Source organism: Streptomyces sp. NPDC001530, assembly GCF_042894545.1.
Lineage (GTDB): Bacteria > Actinomycetota > Actinomycetes > Streptomycetales > Streptomycetaceae > Streptomyces.
On the sequence record NZ_JBIAVS010000012.1, the window covers coordinates 148,072 to 170,933 of the forward strand.

21 protein-coding genes and 1 tRNA gene are annotated in these 22,862 nt (G+C 70.8%); 11 read left to right on the forward strand and 11 right to left on the reverse strand.

Annotated elements, in window-relative coordinates:
• Positions 1 to 255 precede the first annotated feature (255 nt).
• The 6 genes from ACFY0T_RS25335 (at position 256) to ACFY0T_RS25360 (ending at position 4,484) form a co-directional block, all read left to right on the forward strand.
• Complete coding sequence (locus tag ACFY0T_RS25335) at positions 256 to 1,236, forward strand: ABC transporter ATP-binding protein (RefSeq protein WP_388875148.1); 981 nt, start codon at positions 256 to 258, stop codon at positions 1,234 to 1,236.
• A complete protein-coding gene (locus ACFY0T_RS25340) occupies positions 1,226 to 2,143 on the forward strand; it encodes an ABC transporter permease subunit (protein ID WP_388874712.1) in 918 nt (305 codons plus the stop codon). Before ACFY0T_RS25335 ends, ACFY0T_RS25340 begins: the two co-directional genes overlap by 11 nt.
• Positions 2,140 to 3,051, forward strand: coding sequence for an ABC transporter ATP-binding protein (locus ACFY0T_RS25345; protein ID WP_388874715.1), 912 nt, complete (start codon positions 2,140 to 2,142; stop codon positions 3,049 to 3,051). Before ACFY0T_RS25340 ends, ACFY0T_RS25345 begins: the two co-directional genes overlap by 4 nt.
• A 9-nt stretch (positions 3,052 to 3,060) precedes the next feature.
• Positions 3,061 to 3,780: an ABC transporter permease gene (locus ACFY0T_RS25350; protein ID WP_388874718.1), complete on the forward strand. Its 720-nt coding sequence runs from the start codon at positions 3,061 to 3,063 to the stop codon at positions 3,778 to 3,780.
• Between the two features lie 132 nt (positions 3,781 to 3,912).
• Positions 3,913 to 4,146, forward strand: a complete 234-nt coding sequence (locus ACFY0T_RS25355) for a hypothetical protein (protein WP_388874721.1) — start codon at positions 3,913 to 3,915, stop codon at positions 4,144 to 4,146.
• A 251-nt stretch (positions 4,147 to 4,397) separates the two neighbouring features.
• Positions 4,398 to 4,484 (forward strand) — tRNA-Ser (locus ACFY0T_RS25360).
• Positions 4,485 to 4,523: 39 nt separating this feature from the next.
• Here the strand turns inward: ACFY0T_RS25360 and ACFY0T_RS25365 are convergent.
• From ACFY0T_RS25365 to ACFY0T_RS25405, 9 genes are all read right to left on the reverse strand, one after another.
• On the reverse strand, positions 4,524 to 5,363 hold the full coding sequence (locus tag ACFY0T_RS25365) for an HAD family hydrolase (protein WP_388874724.1): 840 nt from the start codon (positions 5,361 to 5,363) through the stop codon (positions 4,524 to 4,526).
• Positions 5,360 to 6,637: a serine--tRNA ligase gene (gene serS / locus ACFY0T_RS25370; RefSeq protein ID WP_388874727.1), complete on the reverse strand. Its 1,278-nt coding sequence runs from the start codon at positions 6,635 to 6,637 to the stop codon at positions 5,360 to 5,362. Before serS ends, ACFY0T_RS25365 begins: the two co-directional genes overlap by 4 nt.
• A 574-nt stretch (positions 6,638 to 7,211) precedes the next feature.
• Positions 7,212 to 8,147: a prephenate dehydratase gene (gene pheA, locus ACFY0T_RS25375; RefSeq protein WP_388874730.1), complete on the reverse strand. Its 936-nt coding sequence runs from the start codon at positions 8,145 to 8,147 to the stop codon at positions 7,212 to 7,214.
• A gap of 107 nt (positions 8,148 to 8,254) precedes the next feature.
• The gene (efeB, locus tag ACFY0T_RS25380; RefSeq protein WP_388875151.1) at positions 8,255 to 9,802 is read right to left on the reverse strand and encodes an iron uptake transporter deferrochelatase/peroxidase subunit; all 1,548 of its coding nucleotides are present in this window, start codon (positions 9,800 to 9,802) and stop codon (positions 8,255 to 8,257) included.
• Positions 9,727 to 11,775, reverse strand: a complete 2,049-nt coding sequence (locus ACFY0T_RS25385) for a copper resistance CopC/CopD family protein (protein WP_388874732.1) — start codon at positions 11,773 to 11,775, stop codon at positions 9,727 to 9,729. The genes efeB and ACFY0T_RS25385 overlap by 76 nt, the downstream gene beginning before the upstream one ends.
• A 13-nt stretch (positions 11,776 to 11,788) precedes the next feature.
• The gene (locus tag ACFY0T_RS25390; RefSeq protein ID WP_388875154.1) at positions 11,789 to 12,220 is read right to left on the reverse strand and encodes a copper chaperone PCu(A)C; all 432 of its coding nucleotides are present in this window, start codon (positions 12,218 to 12,220) and stop codon (positions 11,789 to 11,791) included.
• Positions 12,221 to 12,267: 47 nt separating this feature from the next.
• On the reverse strand, positions 12,268 to 12,921 hold the full coding sequence (locus ACFY0T_RS25395; protein WP_388874735.1) for an SCO family protein: 654 nt from the start codon (positions 12,919 to 12,921) through the stop codon (positions 12,268 to 12,270).
• Positions 12,922 to 13,026: 105 nt separating this feature from the next.
• A complete protein-coding gene (locus tag ACFY0T_RS25400; protein WP_388874738.1) occupies positions 13,027 to 13,767 on the reverse strand; it encodes a YcnI family protein in 741 nt (246 codons plus the stop codon).
• A gap of 121 nt (positions 13,768 to 13,888) precedes the next feature.
• Positions 13,889 to 14,800, reverse strand: coding sequence for a hypothetical protein (locus ACFY0T_RS25405; protein ID WP_388874740.1), 912 nt, complete (start codon positions 14,798 to 14,800; stop codon positions 13,889 to 13,891).
• A 224-nt stretch (positions 14,801 to 15,024) separates the two neighbouring features.
• On the opposite strand from ACFY0T_RS25405, the gene ACFY0T_RS25410 reads away from it, so the two are divergent.
• The 5 genes from ACFY0T_RS25410 (at position 15,025) to ACFY0T_RS25430 (ending at position 19,745) form a co-directional block, all read left to right on the forward strand.
• Complete coding sequence (locus ACFY0T_RS25410) at positions 15,025 to 15,480, forward strand: ATP-binding protein (RefSeq protein ID WP_388874743.1); 456 nt, start codon at positions 15,025 to 15,027, stop codon at positions 15,478 to 15,480.
• A 124-nt stretch (positions 15,481 to 15,604) separates the two neighbouring features.
• A complete protein-coding gene (locus ACFY0T_RS25415) occupies positions 15,605 to 17,212 on the forward strand; it encodes an MFS transporter (RefSeq protein WP_388874746.1) in 1,608 nt (535 codons plus the stop codon).
• 19 nt (positions 17,213 to 17,231) lie between these two features.
• Positions 17,232 to 17,840 (forward strand): TetR family transcriptional regulator, encoded by a 609-nt coding sequence (locus ACFY0T_RS25420; RefSeq protein ID WP_388874748.1) that lies wholly within the window; start codon positions 17,232 to 17,234, stop codon positions 17,838 to 17,840.
• A gap of 108 nt (positions 17,841 to 17,948) precedes the next feature.
• On the forward strand, positions 17,949 to 18,899 hold the full coding sequence (locus tag ACFY0T_RS25425; RefSeq protein WP_388874751.1) for an intradiol ring-cleavage dioxygenase: 951 nt from the start codon (positions 17,949 to 17,951) through the stop codon (positions 18,897 to 18,899).
• Positions 18,900 to 18,908: 9 nt separating this feature from the next.
• Positions 18,909 to 19,745, forward strand: a complete 837-nt coding sequence (locus ACFY0T_RS25430) for a triphosphoribosyl-dephospho-CoA synthase (RefSeq protein ID WP_388874754.1) — start codon at positions 18,909 to 18,911, stop codon at positions 19,743 to 19,745.
• A gap of 239 nt (positions 19,746 to 19,984) precedes the next feature.
• Here ACFY0T_RS25430 and ACFY0T_RS25435 read toward each other — a convergent pair whose 3' ends face one another.
• Positions 19,985 to 21,373 carry an MFS transporter gene (locus ACFY0T_RS25435; protein WP_388874757.1) on the reverse strand — a complete coding sequence of 463 codons (1,389 nt, stop codon included), beginning with the start codon at positions 21,371 to 21,373 and terminating at the stop codon, positions 19,985 to 19,987.
• A gap of 90 nt (positions 21,374 to 21,463) precedes the next feature.
• On the reverse strand, positions 21,464 to 22,861 hold the full coding sequence (locus ACFY0T_RS25440; RefSeq protein WP_388874759.1) for a PLP-dependent aminotransferase family protein: 1,398 nt from the start codon (positions 22,859 to 22,861) through the stop codon (positions 21,464 to 21,466).
• Between the last annotated feature and the right edge of the window lies 1 nt (position 22,862).

Sequence of the window (22,862 nt, forward strand, 5' to 3'; positions counted from 1 at the left end):
CACCGCCCCACCCATGTCCACACTGACCGCGGTACGTGCCCGTAACTTGACACTGGCGAATGTGACAGTTGTTAGAGGCTGCGTCAATAGACCTGCGGGACGCCTGTGGACAACCGATCCGATGTGGATAGCGGGCAGCCGGTTGTTCGACCTCAGGGGGACCCCTACGGGCCCGTACGACTGGAGTCTGACGCGGATCCAGCTCCCTGGTCTGACGACCGCTGTGGCGTGCGCCACTACCTTCGAAACGTGACTGTGATCGCGACCGAAAGCCTGAGCAAGCGGTTCCCCAGGGTGACCGCTCTTGACCGGCTCTCCGTGGACGTCGGGCCCGGTGTGACCGGACTCGTCGGAGCCAACGGAGCCGGCAAGTCCACACTGATCAAGATTCTGCTGGGTCTGTCCCCCGCCACCGAGGGCCGTGCACAGGTGCTCGGCCTCGACGTCGCCACCGAAGGCGGCGCCATCCGCGAGCGGGTCGGGTACATGCCCGAGCACGACTGCCTGCCGCCCGACGTCTCGGCCACCGAGTTCGTCGTCCACATGGCGCGCATGTCCGGACTCCCGCCGGCCGCGGCCCGCGAGCGCACCGCGGACACACTGCGCCACGTCGGCCTGTACGAGGAGCGCTACCGCCCCATCGGCGGCTACTCGACGGGCATGAAGCAGCGCGTGAAGCTCGCGCAGGCCCTCGTCCACGACCCCCAGCTGGTCTTCCTCGACGAGCCGACCAACGGCCTCGACCCGGTCGGCCGCGACGAGATGCTCGGCCTCATCCGCCGCATCCACACCGACTTCGGCATCTCGGTCCTGGTCACCTCCCATCTCCTGGGCGAGCTCGAGCGCACCTGCGACCACGTCGTCGTCATCGACGGCGGCAAGCTGCTGCGCTCCAGCTCCACCACGGACTTCACCCAGACCACGACGACCCTCGCCATCGAGGTCACCGACACCGACGAGCACCCGGACGGCACCCGCGCGGTGCGCGACGTGCTCCACGCGCGCGGGATCGAGACGCACGACGGCAGCGGCCTGCCCGGCGCCGGACACATCCTGCTGCTGACCGCCGAGGGCGAGGAGACGTACGACCTCGTCCGCGACGTCGTCGCCGACCTCGGCCTCGGCCTGGTCCGGATGGAACAGCGCAGGCACCACATCGCGGAGGTCTTCAAGGACAGCGCCGGTGACAAGGAAAGCGACCAGCAGCGGAAGGAGGCGGTCGGCCATGGCGGTTGAGCAGCCCCAGATCCAGGCTGCCGCCCAGCGCGGCGAGCAGACCCGTATCCACAACATCGGCTACCGCAACTACGACGGCCCGCGCCTGGGCCGCGCCTACGCCCGCCGCTCGCTCTACTCGCAGTCCCTGCGCGGCGCCTACGGCCTGGGCCGTTCGGTGAAGTCCAAGGTGCTGCCGATGCTGCTGTTCGTGGTGATGTGCGTCCCCGCGCTGATCATGGTGGCCGTCGCGGTCGCCACCAAGGCGAAGGACCTGCCCGTCGACTACACGCGCTATGCGGTCATCATGCAGGCCGTCATCGGCCTGTACGTCGCCTCCCAGGGACCCCAGTCCGTCTCCCGCGACCTGCGCTTCAAGACTGTCCCGCTGTACTTCTCGCGCCCCATCGAGACCGTCGACTACGTACGCGCCAAGTACGCGGCCCTGGCCTCGGCGCTGTTCGTCCTCACGGCCGCGCCGCTGATCGTGCTCTACGTAGGGGCACTCTTGGCGAAGCTCGACTTCGCCGACCAGACGAAGGGATTCGGACAGGGGCTGGTCTCCGTGGCTCTGCTGTCGCTGCTGTTCGCCGGCATCGGCCTGGTCATCTCGGCGGTCACCCCGCGCCGCGGCTTCGGCATCGCGGCCGTCATCGCCGCCCTGACCATCTCCTACGGGGCCGTGTCCACCGTCCAGGCCATCGCCTACGAGCAGTCCAGCACGGGCGCCGTCCCGTGGCTCGGCCTCTTCTCGCCGATCACGCTCGTCGACGGAGTGCAGACGGCCTTCCTCGGCGCCACCTCCGCCTTCCCCGGAGGGGAAGGCCCCTCGTCCGGGCAGGGCGTCGTCTACCTCATCGTCGTCCTGGCTCTCATCGCCGGCTGCTACGGCCTCCTGATGCGCCGCTACCGAAAGGTCGGGCTGTGACCACGCTCAACATCGACCACGTCTCGCGCTGGTTCGGCAACGTGGTGGCCGTCAACGACATCACGATGACGATCGGCCCCGGAGTCACCGGCCTTCTCGGCCCGAACGGCGCCGGAAAATCCACCCTCATCAACATGATGGGCGGCTTTCTCGCCCCCTCCACGGGCACCGTCACCCTCGACGGCCAGCAGGTCTGGCGCAACGAACAGATCTACCGGCACATCGGCATCGTCCCCGAGCGCGAAGCGATGTACGACTTCCTCACCGGCCGCGAATTCGTCGTCGCCAACGCCGAGTTGCACGGCCTCGGCAACAAGGCCGCCCAGAAGGCGCTCGCCACGGTCGAGATGGAGTACGCGCAGGACCGCAAGATCGCGACGTACTCCAAGGGCATGCGGCAGCGCGTGAAGATGGCCTCCGCGCTCGTCCACGACCCGTCGCTGCTACTGCTCGACGAGCCCTTCAACGGCATGGACCCGCGCCAGCGCATGCAGCTCATGGACCTGCTGCGGCGCATGGGCGACGAGGGCCGCACGGTGCTGTTCTCGTCCCACATCCTCGAAGAGGTCGAGCAACTCGCCGCGCACATCGAGGTGATCGTCGCCGGACGGCACGCGGCGAGCGGCGACTTCCGGCGCATCCGCCGTCTGATGACCGACCGCCCGCACCGCTACCTCGTCCGCTCCAGTGACGACCGGGCACTCGCCTCCGCGCTCATCGCCGATCCGTCGACGTCCGGCATCGAAGTGGACCTCGCCGAGGGCGCGTTGCGCATCCAGGCGGTCGACTTCGGCCGGTTCACCACGCTGTTGCCGCGCGTCGCGCGCGAGCACGGCATCCGGCTGCTCACGGTCTCGCCGTCCGACGAGTCCCTCGAGTCCGTCTTCTCGTATCTCGTCGCGGCGTAGGAGGCCAAGATGTACGACCCCACAGTCGCCCGGCTCACCTATCGGGGCCTGCTCGGCCGCCGCCGGGCCCTCATCCTCGGCGCCCTGCCCGTCCTGCTCATCGTCATCTCCGCGGCTGTCCGCGGCTTCTCCGGAGCCGACGACCAGGTGGCCTCGGACGTGCTCGGCGGGTTCGCGCTCGCCACGATGGTGCCGATCATCGGCGTCATCGCCGGTACGGGCGCGATCGGCCCCGAGATCGACGACGGCTCGGTGGTGTATCTGCTGGCCAAGCCCCTCAAACGGCCCACGATCATCTTCACCAAGCTGATCGTCGCGATCGCCGTCACCATGGCGTTCTCTGCGGTGCCGACGTTCATCGCCGGCATGATCCTGAACGGCAACGGCCAGCAGATCGCCGTCGCCTACACCGTGGCCGCGCTGGTCGCCTCGATCGCGTACGCCGCCCTGTTCCTGCTCCTGGGGACCGTGACCCGGCACGCGGTCGTCTTCGGGCTCGTCTACGCGCTCGTCTGGGAGGCCCTCTTCGGGTCGCTGGTGTCCGGCGCGCGCACGCTCAGCGTTCAGCAGTGGGCGCTCGCGGTGGGCCACAAGGTCACCGGCGGGGACCTCGTCACCTCGGACGTGGGGCTGCCGACCGCGACGGTGCTGCTGGTCGCGGTCACTGTGCTCGCCACCTGGTACGCCGGGCAGCGGCTGCGGTCGCTGACGCTGGCCGGCGAGGAGTGAGAAAGGGGCTCCACGCGCGCGTGCCTGCTGTCGCCGTGCACGCGCGCGTGGAGCCCCCTTTTTCTTGACATCGGCTTCACGTGTGTCCGGGCACACTGGGCAAAGGGGATACGCCGCTAGGAGGAAACGGGGATGTCGGCTGAGGAACCGAAAGGTGACGGGGAGTCCGGAGACGTCTGGGACGACCTCGTCCTGGACGAGGACTTCATACGCTCCGCGGAGACGACCGAGCCGTCGGCCCGCGCCCGTATGCTCGCCGCCCGCTGGCGCGAGGGGGGACCCGATCCGCAGCCCTGGCGCTCCGACGAGCCGCCCGCGGGGTGGTTCTTCAGCAAGGGGCGTCGGCGCAGGTGGCGCCGCCGTTGACCACGACATTTATTCGGTGGCGCCCAACTCGGCGTACAGGCACAGTAGTTCTGTCCCCGTCGCCGCATCGAGCCGGCGCCACCTTCTGGGAGAGGAGCGCGACGATGTTCATCAGGAGCAGTGCGTCGAGCTCCCGACAGGGCAGCCCGCGGCGGATTCCGGAGTAGTTACCGCTCCGTCGAACCCGCCCGCACGGGGGGCTTGCCCGGGGCGGCCGCTTCGAGCGCGCATCTCGCGCGGGCCGCCCACCCGGAGGATTGGCCGAGAGGTAAGGCACCGGCCCGCTAAGCCGTGGTCGGGGTGTGAACCCCGCGCGCGTTCGATCCGCGCATCCTCCGCAAGACGTTCGCCTGGGAACCAGGCGACTGTGGCACCGGCTACGGCTGCGCCAGCAACCGCTCCAGCACCGCCGCGATGCCGTCCTCCTCGTTCGAGGACGTCACCTCGTCCGCGATCGCCTTGAGGTCGTCGTGGGCGTTGGACATCGCCACCCCGCGCGCCGACCAGGCGAACATCGGGATGTCGTTCGGCATGTCGCCGAAGGCGATCGTGTCGGCGGCCTTCGCGCCGAGGCGGCGGGCCGCCAGCGACAGCCCTGTCGCCTTGGAGAGGCCGAGGGGGAGGAGTTCCACTATCCCGGCGCCGGCCATGGTGACGCCGACGAGTCCGCCCGCGACCTCGGTGGCCACCGCGGCCAGCTCGTCGTCGGAGAGCGTCGGGTGCTGGACGTACACCTTGTTCAGCGGGGCCGACCAGAGGTCCGCCGCGTCCCGGATCGGGACGACCGGGAGCGGGCCGTCCTGCACCTGGTAGCCCGGACCCACCAGCACCTCGCCGTCGAGTCCGTCGCGGCTCGCCGCCAGCAGCAGCAGACCGACCTCCGCCTCGATCTTGGCGAGCGCCAGACCGGCCAGCTGCCGGTCCAGCGTCACCGAGGTGAGCAGCCGGTGCTCCCCCGCGTCGTACACCTGCGCGCCCTGACCGCACACGGCGAGGCCCTCGTAGCCGAGGTCGTCGAGGATGTGCCGGGTCCAGGGCACCGCGCGTCCGGTGACGACGATGTGCGCGGCGCCCGCGGCGGTCACCGCGGCGAGCGCCTCACGCGTACGCGCCGAGACCGTCTCGTCGGAGCGCAGCAGCGTTCCGTCGAGATCGGTCGCGACGAGTCTGTAGGGGAAGGACCCGGTCGAACCGCTCGGCTCCGTGGCGCCGGTCACTTGGAGATCGGCTCCAGGACCTCACGACCGCCCAGGTAGGGACGCAGCACCTCCGGCACCCGCACGGAGCCGTCGGCCAGCTGGTGGTTCTCCAGGATGGCGACGATGGTGCGCGGTACGGCGCACAGCGTGCCGTTCAGTGTGGCGAGCGGCTGGACCTTCTTGCCGTCGCGCATGCGCACGGCCAGGCGGCGGGCCTGGAAGCCGTCGCAGTTGGAGGCCGAGGTCAGCTCGCGGTACTTGCCCTGGGTCGGGATCCACGCCTCGCAGTCATACTTGCGGGACGCGGAGGCGCCGAGGTCGCCCGACGCCACGTCGATGACCTGGAAGGGCAGCTCGAGGCCGGTCAGCCACTGCTTCTCCCACTCCAGGAGCCGCTTGTGCTCGCTCTCCGCGTCCTCGGGGGCGACGTACGAGAACATCTCGACCTTGTCGAACTGGTGCACCCGGAAGATGCCGCGGGTGTCCTTGCCGTACGTACCGGCCTCGCGGCGGAAGCACGGCGAGAAGCCGGCGTAGCGCAGCGGCAGCTGGTCGGCGTCGAGGATCTCGTCCATGTGGTACGCGGCGAGCGGGACCTCGGAGGTGCCGACCAGGTAGTAGTCGTCCTTCTCCAGGTGGTACACGTTCTCCGCGGCCTGGCCGAGGAAGCCGGTGCCCTCCATGGCGCGCGGGCGGACCAGCGCCGGGGTCAGCATCGGGATGAAGCCGGCCTCGGTGGCCTGCGCGATCGCCGCGTTGACGAGGGCGAGCTCCAGGAGCGCGCCGACACCCGTCAGGTAGTAGAAGCGCGAGCCGGACACCTTGGCGCCGCGCTCGACGTCGATGGCGCCGAGTGCCTCGCCGAGCTCCAGGTGGTCCTTGGGCTCGAAGCCCTCGGCACCGAAGTCGCGGATCGTGCCGTGCGTCTCCAGGACGACGAAGTCCTCCTCGCCGCCGACCGGGACGTCCGGGTGGATGAGGTTGCCGAGCTGGAGGAGGAGCCGCTTGGTCTCCTCGTCCGCTTCGTGCTGCTCGGCGTCGGCCGTCTTGACGTCGGCGGCCAGCTGGCTCGCCTTCTTCAGCAGGTCGGCCTTCTCGTCACCCGAGGCCTTGGGGATCAGCTTGCCGAGCGCCTTCTGCTCGGAACGCAGCTCGTCGAAGCGGACGCCGGACGACCTGCGCCGCTCGTCGGCGGAGAGGAGGGCGTCGACTAGGGCGACGTCCTCTCCACGGGCGCGCTGGGAGGCGCGAACACGGTCGGGGTCCTCACGGAGCAGGCGAAGGTCAATCACCCCTCAAGGCTACCGGTGCGCGGTTCCGGCCAACGACTCGATATTCCGGCCCGTGACGCCTGTCACGTTATGAGTGAAATGCCGGGCTGAATCTCTTGATCACTAATGAGTGTCAATAAAAGCGCCCGTACTCCCTGAAACGGGGCAGACGGCGGTTGGCCGGTTGACCGGATTTCCTTGTGGAGAGCTCGACTTGAGGAGGGGTTGTCCACAGGAGTCCACGCCCCCGCAGAGTTATCCACAGGCTGTGTGGAAGATCTGTGGACTTCGGAAGTGATCATTCCGAAAGCCGCATGCGGGACGAAGAATTCCCGGTTCAAACCATCCCTACACCCACGTTCGAGTGGAAATGCTTCGCTCCAAAGGATTGATCAAGGGAAAAGAGTGGACGAGGGGTGACGTGCGGGGCTGTGGACGAAGTTGGGGCCTGTAGGCCGATTTGTCGACGATGTAGTGCTTCGTTGTCGACTTGTCCCCAGGTCGAGAAGCACACCTGTGGATAACGCCTGTGGATGACGAAAATCAGCAGGTAGGACTGGTAGAGACCAGCTGGGCCGGGAGCCCCTGGGCCTGCTTAGAACCGGCCGTCCTGGCAGCGCGCCAGCCAGTCCGACGCGGCCGAGAACTCGCTGTCCGACGTACCGGCCCGCAGCGGCCGTACGTCCTGCAGGGCGACCCCGGCCCGCGGATAGGACCCGAGGAAGCGCACCTGGGGGCAGATCCGCTTGAGGCCCATCAGCGCCTCGCCCACGCGGCGGTCGGTGATGTGGCCCTCGGCGTCCACGGAGAAGCAGTAGTTCCCGATGCCCTGGCCGGTCGGCCGCGATTCGATACGCATCAGGTTGACGCCGCGTACGGCGAACTCCTGGAGGAGTTCGAGCAGCGCGCCCGGGTGGTCGTCGCCGAGCCAGATGACCACGGACGTCTTGTCGGCGCCGGTCGGGGCGGCGGGCCGGGCCGGGCGGCCGACCAGCACGAAGCGGGTCTCGGCGTTCGCCGCGTCATGGATCTCGGTCACCAGCGGTTCGAGGCCGTACGTCGCCGCCGCGAACTCGCCCGCGAAGGCGGCGTCGTACCGGCCCTCCTGGACGAGGCGCGCGCCGTCCGCATTCGACGCCGCCGACTCCCACAGGGCGTCCGGCAGGTGCGTGCCCAGCCAGTTGCGTACCTGGGGCTGGGCGACCGGGTGTCCGGTGACCGTCTTGATGTCCTTCAGGGCCGTGCCCGGCCTGACCAGCAGGGCGAAGGCGATCGGCAGTACGACCTCGCGGTAGATCATCAGCGGCTCGCCCTTGGCGAGCTCGTCGAGGGTGGCGGTGACACCGCCCTCGACCGAGTTCTCGATCGGGACGAGCGCGCCCGCGGCCTCGCCGCCGCGCACCGCGTCGAGCGCGGTCGGGACGGACACCATGGGGACCAGCTCTCGCGTCGCGGCTTCCGGAAGCGTACGGAGAGCGGCCTCGGTGAACGTTCCCTCGGGGCCGAGATAGGTGTAGCGCGTCGCCGACATACCGTCACCCTAATGGGCCGTGTCCAACCCAGCTCACGCCTGTGGAAACCGGGGCCCCGAAGAGGGCCCCTCGGACGACCGTCAACCGCAGCCCCGACGGGTGACGCTCACCCCTCCAACAGCCGCTGCCCCACGTACTCCCCCTTCGCTGCCCCGCCCGGCACCGCGAACAGTCCGCTCGACTCGTGCCGGATGAACGTGGAGAGCGCGTCGCCGCGGTCGAGCTTGCGCTGGACGGGGATGAAGCCGCGCAGCGGGTCGGCCTGCCAGCAGATGAAGAGCAGACCCGCGTCGGGCACCCCGTCCGTGTCGATGCCGTCGTGGAAGGAGAACGGACGGCGCAGCATCGCGGCGCCGCCGTTCTGGTCGGGCCGGGTGATCCGGGCGTGCGCGTTGATGGGGACCACGAGGTTGCCGTCGGCGTCCGTCTTGTCGAGGTTCATCGCGGTCGTCTCGGTGCCGCCGCCGAGCGGTGCCCCGGTGGACTTCTTTCGCCCGATGACATCCTCCTGGGCCTTGACCGAGAGCTTCTCCCAGTCGTCGAGGAGCATGCGGATACGGCGTACGACGGCGTACGAGCCGTTCGCCATCCACGCCGGTTCACCGGAAGCCGGCACGAAGATGCGCCGGTCGAAGTCGGACTCGGTCGGCTTGGGGTTGCGGGTGCCGTCGATCTGGCCCATCAGGTTGCGGGCCGTCATCGGCTGCGCGGTGGCGCCGGGCGAGCGGTTGAAGCCGTTCATCTGCCAGCGCACGCGGGCCGCGCTGCCCGCGTCCTTCTGGATCGCGCGCAGGGCGTGGAAGGCGACCAGGGCGTCGTTCGCGCCGATCTGCACCCACAGGTCGCCATTGCTGCGCGCCTTGTCGAGGTGGTCGGAGGAGAAGTCGGGCAGCGGGTCCAGGGCGACCGGGCGCTGCTTCTCCAGGCCCGTACGCGCGAAGAAGCTGTGCCCGAAACCGAAGGTGATCGTCAGGGACGACGGACCGGCGTCGCGGGCGACATCCGTGTCGTCGTGCCCGGCCGCCTCGCCCGCCATCAGCCGCTGGGCCGTCGTCGACCAGCGGCGCAGCAGCGCGGCCGCCTCCTTGCGGCCCGCGCCGGCGGCCAGGTCGAAGGCCACGACGTGGCCGCGGGCCTGGAGGGCGTCGGTGATGCCGGGCTGATGTTTCCCGTGAAACATCACCGTGTCCGCGCCCAGCGAGGTCAGTGGTGTGGCCTTCTCGGCGGAGGGGGCCGCCGCGTATCCCGCGGCACCTCCGGCCGCGCCCAGGGCGAGACCGGTGGCACCGGCGGTGCCGAGCAGCCGACGGCGCGAAATGGCCCCCTTGGGGGAGGCGTTTTCGGAAACGGCCTCCCCGGGAGGGGCAGTTTCCGAAGCGTCCCCCTTAGGAGAGGCCTTTTTCGCAGCGCTTCCTTGAGAAGTGCCCCCTTGAGGAGCGCCCCCTTGAGGAGTGCCCCCCTGATGCGCGACCCCCTGAGAAGGGACCTCCTGAGAGGCGACCTCCTGAGAAGGAACCCCCTGAGGCGAGGCACCCGAGGAGGAGGGCTCCGAAGTGGACTGGTCAGCCATGGTGAGGTTCAGCCGATCTGCGCGTTCTTGTTCACGGTCGTCTGGTCGATGTCGGAGGTGCGCACGGTCACCGCGATCTTCCAGTCGCCCGCCATGGGGATCTGCACGCCGCTCGCCGACCAGTGTCCGGTGGCGATGCGGTCGGGGGTCACGGGCAGCGGGCCGATGTCCTTCGCGGCGAGCGTGAAGGCGACCTTCACCTCGGGCACGTCGAAGGCCTTGCCGTTCGGCCGCTCCACGAAGACATGCATCTCGTTGCCGCCGACGCGGGCCGGGTCGAGGGTGACCTCCACCGTGCCCTTGCCGTCCTCGCCGCCGGTGTCGAACGGGAGCTTGAGGGACAGCGGTCCGGACCGCTGCGAGGCGGACGCGGTGGCCTGCTGGGCCGCTTCCTCCGTGCGTCCCGGTTCGGTGGTCGTCAGCGCGGTCGTGACCGCCAGCAGGACGATGGCGACACCCGCCTCGGCGAGCACCGAGCGGCGCAGGCCCGCGCGGTGCGGGTCGGCGTCGCGGAGCCGCTTCTCGCGCGCGGTGGCGACGGCAGCCCGCTGCCGGGCGAGCTGGGCCGCGCGCCGGGAGTCCCCGGGAACCGTCGTCCGCGCCTTCTCGCGCTGCGCGACCACGGCCGCCGCGGCGACCTCCGGAGCGGTCGCCTCCGGCATCTGCGCGGTCCAGCGGCGCGAGATCCACGCGATGCCGACGAGGACCGCCACCAGGCCGATCTTGACGAGCAGCAGCTGCCCGTACGTCGTGTCGGCGAGCGCCGACCAGGAGCCGACCTGGCGCCACGACTGGTAGACCCCGGTCGCGACCAGCGTGAGGACGCTGCCGAACGCGAAACGCGAGAAACGGCGTACGGCCGCCGCCTCGATCTGCGCGTCCACCGGCGCCCGGAACAGGGCGACCAGCAGCGTCGAGAGCCCGCCCAGCCAGGTGGCGACGGCCAGCAGGTGCAGCACGTCGACCGGCATCGCGACGCCCGGCTGGATGCCGGTCGAGGCATGTTCGGCCATCGCCCAGGTCGCGGCCAGGCCCGCCGCGACGACGGCGCCGCCGATCGCGAGCCCGAAGGTGAGGTCCTTCTTCTCGGCAGCGGCGGCGTCGGCGGCGGCCTTGGCCGCAGCGTCATCGGCCCTGCTGGCCCCGCTGGTCCCGCCAACCCCCTTGGACCCGCCGGACCCATCAGACCCGTCAGACCGGTCAGACCCGTCAGATCCGTCGGACGCCTCGGCCTCGTCCCGCTTCACATACGCCCCGAAGAGCACCGCGATGAACAGCGCAGCCGCGGCGAGCAGCAGCAGCCGCGAGACCAGCGCCGCGCCAGCCTTGGTCTGCAGCACCTGCCCGAGCAGCGTCAGGTCGAAGATGTCGCCGACCTTGCCGGAACCGACGTACGAACCGCGCAGGAGCAGCAGCGCGAGCGTGGCCCCGGTCAGCGCGAGCCATCCGGCGACCACGAGCCGCTGCACCGGCCGGACCCCGGCTCCCCGCTGCCAGCAGGCCAGCACGAAGGCCGCGCCGCCGACGAGGAGGATGAACCCCGCGTACGAGACGTAACGCGCGGTCCCGTAGAGGGCGCCGACGACTCCGCCGCCCACCTCCTGGTCGGACAGTGCGACGGAGGTCTGCGAGGGCGCGCCGATGGAGAAGGTGAAGGCGCCCGAGACGGGGTGGCTGTCCGCCGACACCACCTGGTAGGTGACGGTGAACGTGCCGTCGGGGAGCCCCGAGTGCAGCTTCACCCCGTACGTGGTGCCGCTCAGGTTGGTCGCCCCGCCGGTGTCGACCCGCTTGCCCTTGGGGTCGAGCACACGCAGCGAGCCGTCGTTCATCGCGACCTTCTCGGAGAAGGTGAGCGATACCTGGGCGGGTGCCTTGTCGACCACCGACCCCTGCTTCGGGTCGCTCCCGGTCACCGCGGCGTGCGCGGAGGCGGGCGCCGCGCCGGCCAGGAGCGCGCCGGAGACGGCGAGGAACAGCAGCAAGAGGGTCCGAAAGCCTCTCGGGCTCCAGACGCTCCAGAAGCTCGGGAAGCGGGAGGCGGTGGTCTGCGTCAAGGTGATCCCTCCCTCAGTGCCCGGTCTTCGGGGTGTACGTCGCGGACTTCACCGGCATGGAGATCTTCACGGTGCCGGACTTGGCGAAGTGCAGCTCCACGGACACCTTCTCGCCCTGCTGGGGCTTGTGGGTGAGCTTTTCGAACATGAGGTGATTGCCGCCGCTGATGAAGTCGAGCGTGCCGTCCGCGGGCACGGCGAAGGACTTCTCCTCCTCCATCGCGCCGTCCTTGGTGGAGTGCAGCGTGACGGCGTCCGAGAGGTCGCTGGTGACCGAGGTCAGTGTGTCGGCGCCGCCGGAGTTGGTGACGGTGAAGAAGCCGGCCGCCATGGTGTCCATGCTCGGGGCGGGCATGTAGGCGCCGGTGACCTTCAGTTCGGGCTTGGCCGAGGAGGAGCCCTTGTCGTCCGAGCCGCAGCCCGCCAGCGTCACCGCCGCGGCCATGAACACCGCGCAGCCGGCGAGAGACCGTGCGGGACGGCCGGGACGCCTCACGGGTTCTCCCCCTTGATGATCTTGGGAAGGTCCTTGGTGTAGTCGTCGACGGTGGCTTCCTCGCCGTAGAGCACATAGCCCCCGTCGGTCTTCGGCGAGAACGCGATGACCTGGGTGCCGTGCACGGAGACGAGCTTGCCGTGCTTGTCCTTCGACGTCGGCTCGATGGAGATGCCCAGGGTGCGGGCGCCGGCCTGGATCGTGGCGAAGTCGCCGGTCAGGCCGACGAAGTCGGAGTCGATGCCCTTGAGCCACTTGCCGAGCGCGGAGGGCGTGTCACGGCCCGGGTCGGTGGTGACGAACACGACGCGGAGCTTGTCCTGCTCGGCCTTGGGCAGCTGCTTCTTGGCCACGGCGAGGTTGTTCATCGTCAGCGGGCAGACGTCGGGGCAGTGGGTGTAGCCGAAGTAGATCAGCGTCGGCCGGCCCTTGGTCTGCGCGCGCAGGTCGTACTTCTTGCCGTTCGTGTCGGTGAGCACGAGGTCCGGCTTCTCGAACGGCTTGTCGAGGATCGTCGCGGCCTTGCCCGAGTCGGCCTCGGCGGACACGTCGGCGATCGGCTTGTTGCTGTCGTCGCCGCTGCCGCACGCGGAGAGGGTCAGAGCGGCGGCGGCGAACAGGGCGGCCGCGGCATACGTCTTCTTGCGCATAGAAAAATGTCCCAGATGTGAGAACTCCGGTGCGCACCGGGGTCGTACGACGCCCGGACGGCGAGGTCGTACGACTTCCTGGTGCGCACCGAAAGGGGTAGGGCCTCAGGCGTTCGTACGCCGACGACTGGCCACGACGCCGAACGCCACGCCCGCCACGCCGACGACGATGCCCACGACGCCGAGCACGCGCGCGGTGGTGTCACTGCTGTCGGAGGAGGACGCGGCCTCGGTGGTGTCCGCGGCGGCTTCCTTGGAGTCGTCGGCGGTGTCCTCGGCGGTCGACGCGCCGTGGGAGTGCTCGTCCTCGGAGGCGGCGGACAGCGCCAGCACCGGAGCCGGGTTCTCGGGCTCCTCGGCGCCTTCCTCCTGCGGCTCGATCCAGCGCACGACCTCCTTGTTGGAGTACGTCTGGATCGCCTTGAAGACGAGTTCGTCGGTGTCCTCGGGCAGCGCGCCGACGGAGAGCGGGAACTTCTGGAAGTAGCCGGGCTCGATGCCCTTGCCGTCGGCGGTCCAGGTGACCTTGGTGACGGCCTCGGAGATCTTCTCGCCGTGCATCTCCAGCGGCTTGTCCAGCTTGGACTTGGTGACCTCGACCTTCCAGCCGTCGATGGGCTGCGGCATCACTGAGGCAAGCGGGTGGTCCGTCGGGAAGGTGACCTCGAGCTTGGTGGTCGAGGCGTTGTCGCGCTCGTTCGGGACCTTGAAGTCGACGACCGCGTAGCCGCCCTTGGCTGCCGTGCCCTCCGGCTGAACGCTGACATGCGCGAAGGCGGGGGCGGACAGGACGAGGACGGTCGAGGCGGCGACGGCGCCGGCGGCGGCGATACGGGAAGCCTTCATGGAAGGGCACACTCCACTTTCATCCGTTGACAGGGATGTCTGTTGACAGGGGATGCGCGTGCGACAACGGCACGCGCGCGTGCCGCACGACGGCAGCCCCTTCGTGGAGTGGCGCGTCGTGTCAGGCAGCGAGGACGAGTGCGGTGGAGGAGGGCGGTCCGCGCCGGATGACGGTGTGCTGAAGTGCGGTCGTACGCGGCTTCGGGGGCGCGAGGAGTGCGGTGCGCGGGGTGCGCGCCATGTCGGGCGCATCCGGCAGGCCCGTGCGCAGGGCGCGTACGAGTGCGAACGCGGCGCGCAGGGACCGTACGAGCGCCCCTTCCGCCACCCCGTGCGCGGAGAGTTGCATGAGACGCAGCAGCGCCATGTCCCCGCGGCGCAGTACCCATCCGGCGGCGACGGCCGCGAGGAAGTGGCCGAGCAGCATGGTCAGGGAGGGCAGTGCCGACATCGAGGCGCCCGCGGTGGACGACAGGGCGTCCGCGGGGTGATGCATGGACTGCGTCATGCCCGTGTCGAGGTGTGCCTCGGCCAGGATCCGCTGGGCCTGTGCGGGGCTGATCGCCGCCGCGGTCGTGCCGCACACGAGGCGTGCGGCCCGCTCGACGAGCGAGGCGTCGGACATCGACATGCCCGAAGCCATGGACGCCATGGACCCCATGGACGTCGTACTGCCGTGCTGGCCGAGCGCGAAGAGCGTGTGCAGCACGGTCTGGCCGACCGCGAGAACCGCCGTGATGCCCGGCAGCGAACGCTCGCGTCCCGCCAGTGCGGCGGCGACGGCGAAGACCGCCAGGAAGCCGGCGCCCATCGTCCACAGGGGGATCGTGGCGCAGGAGGCGAGCCCATGCCCGGCTGCGGCCAGCACGACGCAGACCGCGGCGAACACCGCGGCCCGCAGGATCCGAAGTTCGCATCCGGAGCGCACGATCCGGAGGACGCGTCCGGAGGACACCGTCCGGAGGTCGCGTCCGGAGCACACCGTCCGGAGGTCGCGTCCGGTGCGCGCCGCGCGCGGGTGGGGGGCAGTCATGGCGCGCTCATCATCGCACTGGCCTTACCCGCTCCCTACGGCAGGTCCGCAAGGTGCCGTACGACCCACAAGATCCCCATCTGGGGCAAGGTGCCCGCACATACACCGATGGCTGTCGCGCGCGCATCCGCCGTATGGGGGGTATCACGTCAAGTGGGCGATTGCGCACGGATGCTTGCGGCAATACGTAACGGTATGTCGAGCCGCGGCCGGGAGGCTGGAGCATGAGCATCTGGTGGTCACTCCATCTGCGGCGCGAAGCTGCGAGCGTTCCGCTCGCCAGACGCCTGCTGCTCGGCACGATGGAGAGCGCGGGCGTCGACCCGGACGTTTCCTACGACCTCTCCGTCGCCCTCAGCGAGGCCTGTGCGAACGCCGTCGAACACGGCGGGGGCGCGGTGGACGGCGCCTCGTCCGAGGCCTACCGGGTGACCGCCTACCTCGACGGCGAGAAGTGCCGCATCGAAGTCACCGATTCCGGCCCCGGTTTCCCGTCCGGCCGTGCCCGCTCCCCGCTCCGTCCGGCGCGCGCCGATGCCGAGCACGGCCGGGGCCTGTGTCTGATCCAGGAGCTCGCCGACCACGTGCACATCGGCAACGAGCCGGGCCGGGGCGGCGCGGTGGTCAGCTTCGACAAGATCCTCAAGTGGAAGAAGGACCCTTCTTTGTTGCCGGCTTAGCGCTCTGAGCGGCGGTGGGACCCTCGTCGGTACAGCCGCTCAATCTGGAAGACAACCTTATATTGACAGCGGACTCTCATTTGGGAGTAGCCTCTCATCAGGTTGCTCCCTCTTGGAGGTCCGCATGTCCGTGTCCAACCCGTCCAACCCGTCCACGCCGTCCTCGCCGTCCTCGTCCCCTCCCGTGTCGCCCCGTCGTTGGCTGGCGCTAGCCGCCCTCACGCTGAGCGTGCTGATCGTCGGGCTCGACGGCACGATCATCAACGTGGCCCTGCCGACCCTCGCCGGTGATCTGCACGCCGACAGCGCGCAGTTGCAGTGGATCGGCGGCGGCTATCTGCTGGCCCTGTCGGTGGCGATGCTTCCCGTCGGCCTGCTGGGCGACCGGTACGCCCACAAACGGCTGCTGCTCTCCGGGATCACGCTGTTCGGCCTCGCCTCGCTGGGCGGCGCGTTCGCCGGGTCGCCCGCGGCGGTCATCGCGGCCCGGGCCGTCCTCGGCCTCGGCGCCGCCACGATCATGCCGCTGTCGATGGCGATCCTGCCGCGCGTCTTCGCCAAGGAGGAGCTGCCGAAGGCCATCGCCGCCTGGACCGCCGCCACCGCCCTCGGCATGCCGGTCGGCCCGCTCGTCGGCGGCTGGCTGCTCGACCACTTCTGGTGGGGCTCGGTCTTCCTGTTCAACGTGCCGGTCACCGTCCTCGCCCTGGCCGCCGGCCTGTGGCTGCTGCCGAGCGACAAGAAGAGCATGACCGCCGACGGGAAGCGCGAGGCCGCCGCCCCCTTCGACGCCCTCGGCGCCGTTCTGAGCGCCCTCGGCATCACCGCACTCGTCTACGGCACGATCCTGATCCCGCGCGACGGCTGGACCGACCCGACCGTCCTCGCCACCCTGGTCGCCGCGGCCGCCCTGCTGACCGGGTTCGTGCTGCGCGAGCGCCGTCACCCGCACCCGCTCGTCGACCTGAAGCTGTTCGCCGACCGCCGCTTCCTGTGGGGCACGCTGATCGCGGTCTTCGTCAACTTCGCCGTGATGGGCATCCTGTTCGTCGTCCCGCAGTATCTGCAGGCCGTGCTCGGCCACGACTCCTTCGGCACCGGAATCCGCGTACTGCCCCTGATCGGCGGGCTGATGGCCGCCGCCACGGCGAGTGAAGCCCTGGTGCCCCGGCTCGGCGCCCGCACCGTCGTCCCGCTCGGCATGGCCCTCCTCGCCGCCGGGGACTTCCTCGGGGCGACCACGGACCTCTCCAGCGGTTACGGCTTCACCGCGCTGTGGCTCGCGCTCACCGGACTCGGCTTCGGCCTCGCCGTCGTGCCCGCGACCAGCCTCGTGATGGGCTCGCTGCCGGACGGCAACACGGGGCAGGGGACCAGCCTCCTGGAGACCGTCCAGCAGCTCGGCGGCGTCCTCGGCGTGGCCGGCCTCGGCAGCCTCCTCGGCTACGGCTACCTGGCCCGGCTGGCCACCGACGGCCTCCCGGCGCAGGCGGCCGACGCGGCCCGCGACTCCGTGTCCGGCGCGGACGCGGTCGCCGGTCAGCTGCACGACACGGGTCTCGCCGCCAGTGCCCACGAGGCCTTCGTCCACGGCATGAACCTGGTCCTGACGGCCTGCGGGATCATCTCCCTGCTGGCCGCCGTACTCGCCGCGATCTATCTGCCGAGCCGGTCCACGACCTCCCGGAAGGTGGCCGGGGCCGCGCCCGAGCACGCAGAATCGATGGCATGACTACGGAGGAGACCGTCGTATGACCGCGCAGGAGAACTCGGCCGCGCCCCTCGGTCTGCGGGAGCGCAAGAAGCAGAAGACCCGCGACCGCGTCCGGCGCGAGGCGTACCGCCTGTTCGCCGAACACGGGTACGAGGCGACGACGGTCGACCAGATCGCGGAGGCGGCCGAGATCTCCCCGAGCACGTTCTTCCGGTACTTCCCCACCAAGGAGGACGTGGTCATCCAGGACGAGTACGACCCCGCGCTCACCGAGGCACTGCGCGCCCGCCCGGCCGACGAACCGATCGTCGACGCGATCCTGCAGGCACTGAAGGGCCCCCTGGGCCAGATGCTGGAGCAGGACCGCGAGGAGCTGCTGCTGCGCACCCGGATCACCTTCACCGACCCCGCGATCCGGGCCCGCTCGGTCGGCGAACAGGAGCGCAGCGAGAAGGAGATCGCCGCGATCATCGCGGAACGCAGCGGCCGGGACGCCTCGGACCTCGAGGTGAAGTGCGCGGCCGCGGCCATCATCGCCGTCTTCACGACCCTCGTACGGCACTGGGTCGAGGGCGGCGGCACGGAAGACCTGGCGGAGCTGTACGAACGTCATCTGCCGCTGCTGTCCCACGGCTTGGCGTTCTAGAACAGACCGTGGGACGGTCGCGCGCCTGCTTCAGCTTTCTCAGAGTCCACAGGGCAATCACAGTGCACGCCCATGTCCTTGAGGGCTGACGTTCCTACTTTTCCCAGCATGACGGGAAGCCACAAAGACAAGTCGATCACCCGGCGCCGCGCGATCGCGGTGACCGGAGGCACGGTCGCCGCCGGAGGCCTCGCGGTCGCCGGGTACCAGGCGGCGTTCGCCGACGAGACCACGACCACCGAGACAGAGGCGGCCGCGTCGGCGAGCGCCGGCAGCGGCACCTGCGTGCTGATGTCCAGCGTCACCGAGGGGCCGTACTACCTGGACGGCGCCCTGGTGCGGAAGGACATCACCGAGGGCAAGAGCGGCGTTCCACTGACGCTGCGCATCACCGTTCAGGACACCACCGAATCCTGCAACCCGGTCTCCGGCGCCGCCGTGGAGATCTGGCACTGCGACGCCTGGGGCTACTACTCCGGCTACACCACCGCCAATCCGGGCGGCTTGGCGCCCGCCGAGAGCGAGGACGGCTCCACCGCCAACGACCGGACCTACCTGCGCGGCTACCAGGTCGCCAACGCCAACGGGGTCGTCAAGTTCGAGACGATCTTCCCCGGCTGGTACACGCCGCGCACCTGCCACATCCACGTCAAGGTCCACACCGGCGGCGAGAAGGAGGACGGCACCTACGAGGGCGGCACGGTCAACTACACCGGCCAGTTCTTCTTCGACGACGACATCGCCGAGGAGATCTTCGCGCTGGAGCCCTACTCCCAGCACACCGGCAGCTACACCAAGCTCGACGACGACATGGTCTACGACGGCGGCGGTGCCTCCAGCGGCCTGCTGACCCTCGAGGCGGTCCACAAGAAGGACCCGTCCAAGGGCTACAAGGGGTTCATCACCCTCGGCATCGACCCGGACGCGGAGAACACCGGCGCTGGCAGCGGCGGTGGCGGCACGCCTCCGAGCGGCGCGCCGAGCGACGCTCCGACGGGTACGCCGCCGAGCGACGCCCCGAGCGACAGCGCCTCCCCGTCCGCCTCGGCGTCCTCGTAAGGTACGCCGATGAGCAGCCGCGAGGACGAGACGCTGGCGCAGGCCGCCGTGGCCGCGCTGACGTGGCAGCTGGAGCTGGCCCCCAAGCCCGGACTGCCCGACCCGCGCGATCTCGGCGCCCGGACCACCCGCCAGGACCACTGTTCCCTGCGCTGGTCGGCCAAGGTGCTGGCGCCCGGCCTCGCGGCCATGGCGGCCGCCGCCCGCCGCACCGGTCACCCCACGCCTGAACTCCGTGCGGAGCTGGGGGCGATCGGGCGGTCCACCGAGCACTCGGTGGCCCTGGCGGGCGGCGGCCACCGCGGCGCCCTGTGGGCCCTCGGGCTCCTGGTCGCGGCCGCGGCCCTGAACCCCCGAGCCAGGGGGAACGACGTCGCCGCGACCGCCAAGCGGATCGCGGCGCACGCCGACCGGCGGGCGCCGCGGCGGCCCTCCCGGGGGTCGTCCGTCTCGGCGCAGTACGGTGCCGCCGGGGCGCGGGGTGAGGCGCGCGCCGGATTCCCGCATGTACGGCGGGCGTTGGGCGCGCTCGCCGCCGCCCGCTCGGCCGGCGCGCCCGAACCGTACGCCCGGCTCGACGCCCTCCTCACCGTCATGTCCACCCTCCAGGACACGGAGTTGCTGTACACCGCCGGTCCCCTCGGTCTCCGCCATGTCCAGGCGGGCGCCCGTGGGGTGCTGGAAGCGGGCGGCACCTTCACGGAGGCGGGGGGCGAGGCTCTGTCCGCCCTCGACGACGACCTCCACGCGCGCGCGTGGAGCCCGCGGGGCAGCGGGGCGCTCCTGGCGGGGGCGCTGTTCGTGGACTCGCTGCCGGTGGCCAACTCTTCGGTGCGCGCTGCCTGAGAGGGGCACCCGGCGCCGGTGCTGGGCTCTGGGTGGGTGTGCTTACCGGCGCTGACAGGGTGCCGCTGCGCCCACCCGTGCCGCCCCAGCGGCACGATTGCCCGCAGCTGGGACGGGTGGGTTGCCGCCCCTGCGGCACGATTGCCCGCAGCTAAGACGGGTGGGTTGCCGCCCCTGCGGCACGACTGCTCGCAGCTGGGACGGGTGGGTTGCCGCCCCTGCGGCACGACTGCCCGCAGCTAAGACGGGATTGCTGCTGCTGGGCGGGTTCCGCCCGAGTGGTGCGATCGCCCGCAGCCACGGGCGGCGGCTGCCCACCTCGCCGCCGGCCCCATCCCGTACGACGCCCCCGCTATCAGTCCCCCGAGGAGCAGCCAGCCCGGTGTCCCCCAGCCGACGAGCAGGGCCGTGAGGACGAGTGGGCCCATGGTGCGGGCCACCGTAACGCCGGTGCCGAAGAAGCCCTGGTACTCGCCCATGCGGTCGGCCGGGGCGAGGTCGAAGGCCAGCTGCCAGGAGCCCGCGGACTGCTGCATCTCGGCGGCGACTTGGAGCACCGCGCCCGCCACGAGGACCCCGGCCGCGACCCACGGTGAGGCACCGGACGACAGGGCGAAGACCGCGCAGGACGCCAGCATGACGAGGCCGGAGCGGCGTATCGCGCGCGTGGCCGTGACGAGACCCGTGACGCCGCGGGCCATCCGTACCTGGAAGACCATCACCGCACCCGTGTTGAGCACGAACAGCGCGGAGACCAGCCAGGCGGGCGCCTCCGTGCGCTCGGTGATCCACAGCGGGATGCCGAGGCTGAGCATCGGCATCCGCAGCAGCAGCACGGTGTTGAGGAACGTGACCAGCACGTACGGGCGGTCGCGCAGGACGCCGAGTCCATGCCCGCGCCGTACGGCGACCGGCGGCACCGGCGGCAGCCGCAGCAGCAGCGCCGCGCACAGCAGGAAGCTCACCGCGTCCAGCGCGAACACCCCGAGATACGCGGCCCGCGTCCCGGCGTGCAGCGCGAGCCCGCCGAGGCCCGCGCCCACCGCCAGACCGGCGTTGAGCGTCGACTGGAGATGGGCGAGCAGCCCGGTCCGCTCCCCAGCCGGTATCAGCCCCGCGAGCAGCGCCTGCCGGGCCGCCGCGAGCCCCGACTGAGCGGACGCGTACGCGCACGCCGCGAGGACGAAGGGGACGAAACCGCGGACGAGCAGGAAGGACGCCACCGCGGCGGCGGTCGCCAGGGCCAGCAGCACCGCCGTGCCGCGCGGCCCACGCCGGTCGGCGAGCCCGCCCAGCGGCACGCCCACCAGCGAGCCGATCGCCCAAGCCACGGTCAGCCCGAGCCCGACGCGCTCGGGCGCCAGGCCTATGACGTGCGTGAAGTACAGCGCGGAGGTCACGTAATAGGCGCCGTCCCCCACGGAGTTGCTCAACTGGGCGAGGGTCAGCACGCGCTGCGGACCGGCGGGCGGAACAAGGCGGCTCGCCCTCGCGAGGCCGTGCGGAGCGTGGTCCTTCGCGAGGCCGTGCGATGCGAGGCCCTTCGTGAAGTCGTGCGGCGCGTGGTCCTTCGCGAGGCCGTGCGACCCCTTCGCGAGGTCTGCGGATCGTGCGGCGCGGTTCGTCATGTCTTCGACGCTACGGGCCCGGTGGACTGCTCAACAGGCCCATTCCTCACGCCTTTTCATGACCCAATTCACGATCACCGGTGACGTTTGTCATCTCCGGTCCGGCGCTCCGGCCCGACACTCGTCCAGCACTCGCCCCAGCACCTCCAACGCCGCGGGATACAGCCGCTCCCGAGGCGTCCCGTACCCCACGACCAGCCCCTGCGGTCGCCCCTCGCCGGGCGTGTGCCAGTGGTCCCCGAGATGCCCGACCGCGAGCCCCTCCTCCTCCGCCCGCGCCAGTACCTCCGCCTCGTCCGCCACCTCCACCAACGCGTGCAGCCCCGCGGCGATCCCCCGTACGCTCCTGCGCGCCCCCAGCAGGTCGAGGAGCTGGTCCCTGCGTCGCCGGTACCGCAGACGGCACGCGCGCACGTGGCGGTCGTAGGCGTGGCTGCCGATCATCTCGGCGAGCGCCAACTGGCCTATGGACTCGGTGTGATGGTCGCTGTGCAGTTTGATGTCGGCCACCGCGTCGACCAGTTGCGGCGGCAGCACCATCCAGCCGAGGCGCAGTGCGGGCCCGAGCGTCTTGGAGGCCGTGCCCAGGTACACGACATGGCCCGGGGCCATCCCCTGGAGGGCGCCGACCGGCTGCCGGTCGTAGCGGAACTCCCCGTCGTAGTCGTCCTCGACGATCAGCCCGTCACGCGCGCGTGCCCAGTCGGTGAGCGCCCGGCGCCGCTCGGGGTGCAGGGTCACGCCGGTCGGGTACTGGTGCGCCGGCGTGACGACCGCCGCGTTCGCCCCGAGGGAATCCAACTTGCCCGCACAGGCGCCGCGTTCGTCGACCGGCAGCGGCACCACGGTTCCGCCGCTCTTGCGCACCACATCCCGGTGGAACGGCAGACCCGGGTCCTCCATGGCGACCGTCCCGCCGTCCAGCACCCGCGTGAGGAGCGCGAGCCCCTGCACATATCCCGACGTGATGACGATCCGCTCCGGCGGCGCGATCACCCCACGCGCCCGCCCCAGGTAACCCGACAGGGCCGTCCGCAGTTCGATCCGGCCGCGCGGATCCCCGTAGTCGTACGCCAAGGAGGGTGCCGTCGCGATCGCGCGGCGCAGGGCCCGCAGCCAGGCGGCCGCCGGGAACGTACCGACGTCCGGGCTGCCGGGGCGCAGATCGAAACGGGGTGCACGCGCGCGTGCCGCTGAGCCCAGGGCCTCCAAAGAAGCGGTCGGCAGCGACGCCACCTCGGTGCCCGATCCCTGCCGCGCCGTCAGATAGCCCTCGGCGACCAGCTGGTCGTACGCCGCCTTCGCGGTGCCCCGGGAGACGCCCAGTTCGGCCGCGAGCCGCCGGGTCGCGGGCAGCCGGGTGCCCGGGGCGAGCCGCCCGTCCCGCACGGCGTCCCGCAGAGCGCGCTCGAGCCCGGCTCTGCGCCCCGCCGTGGCGTCCGGTTCCAGATGCAGGTCCACTCCGACGCCGGACCAGAAGTCGTCCACG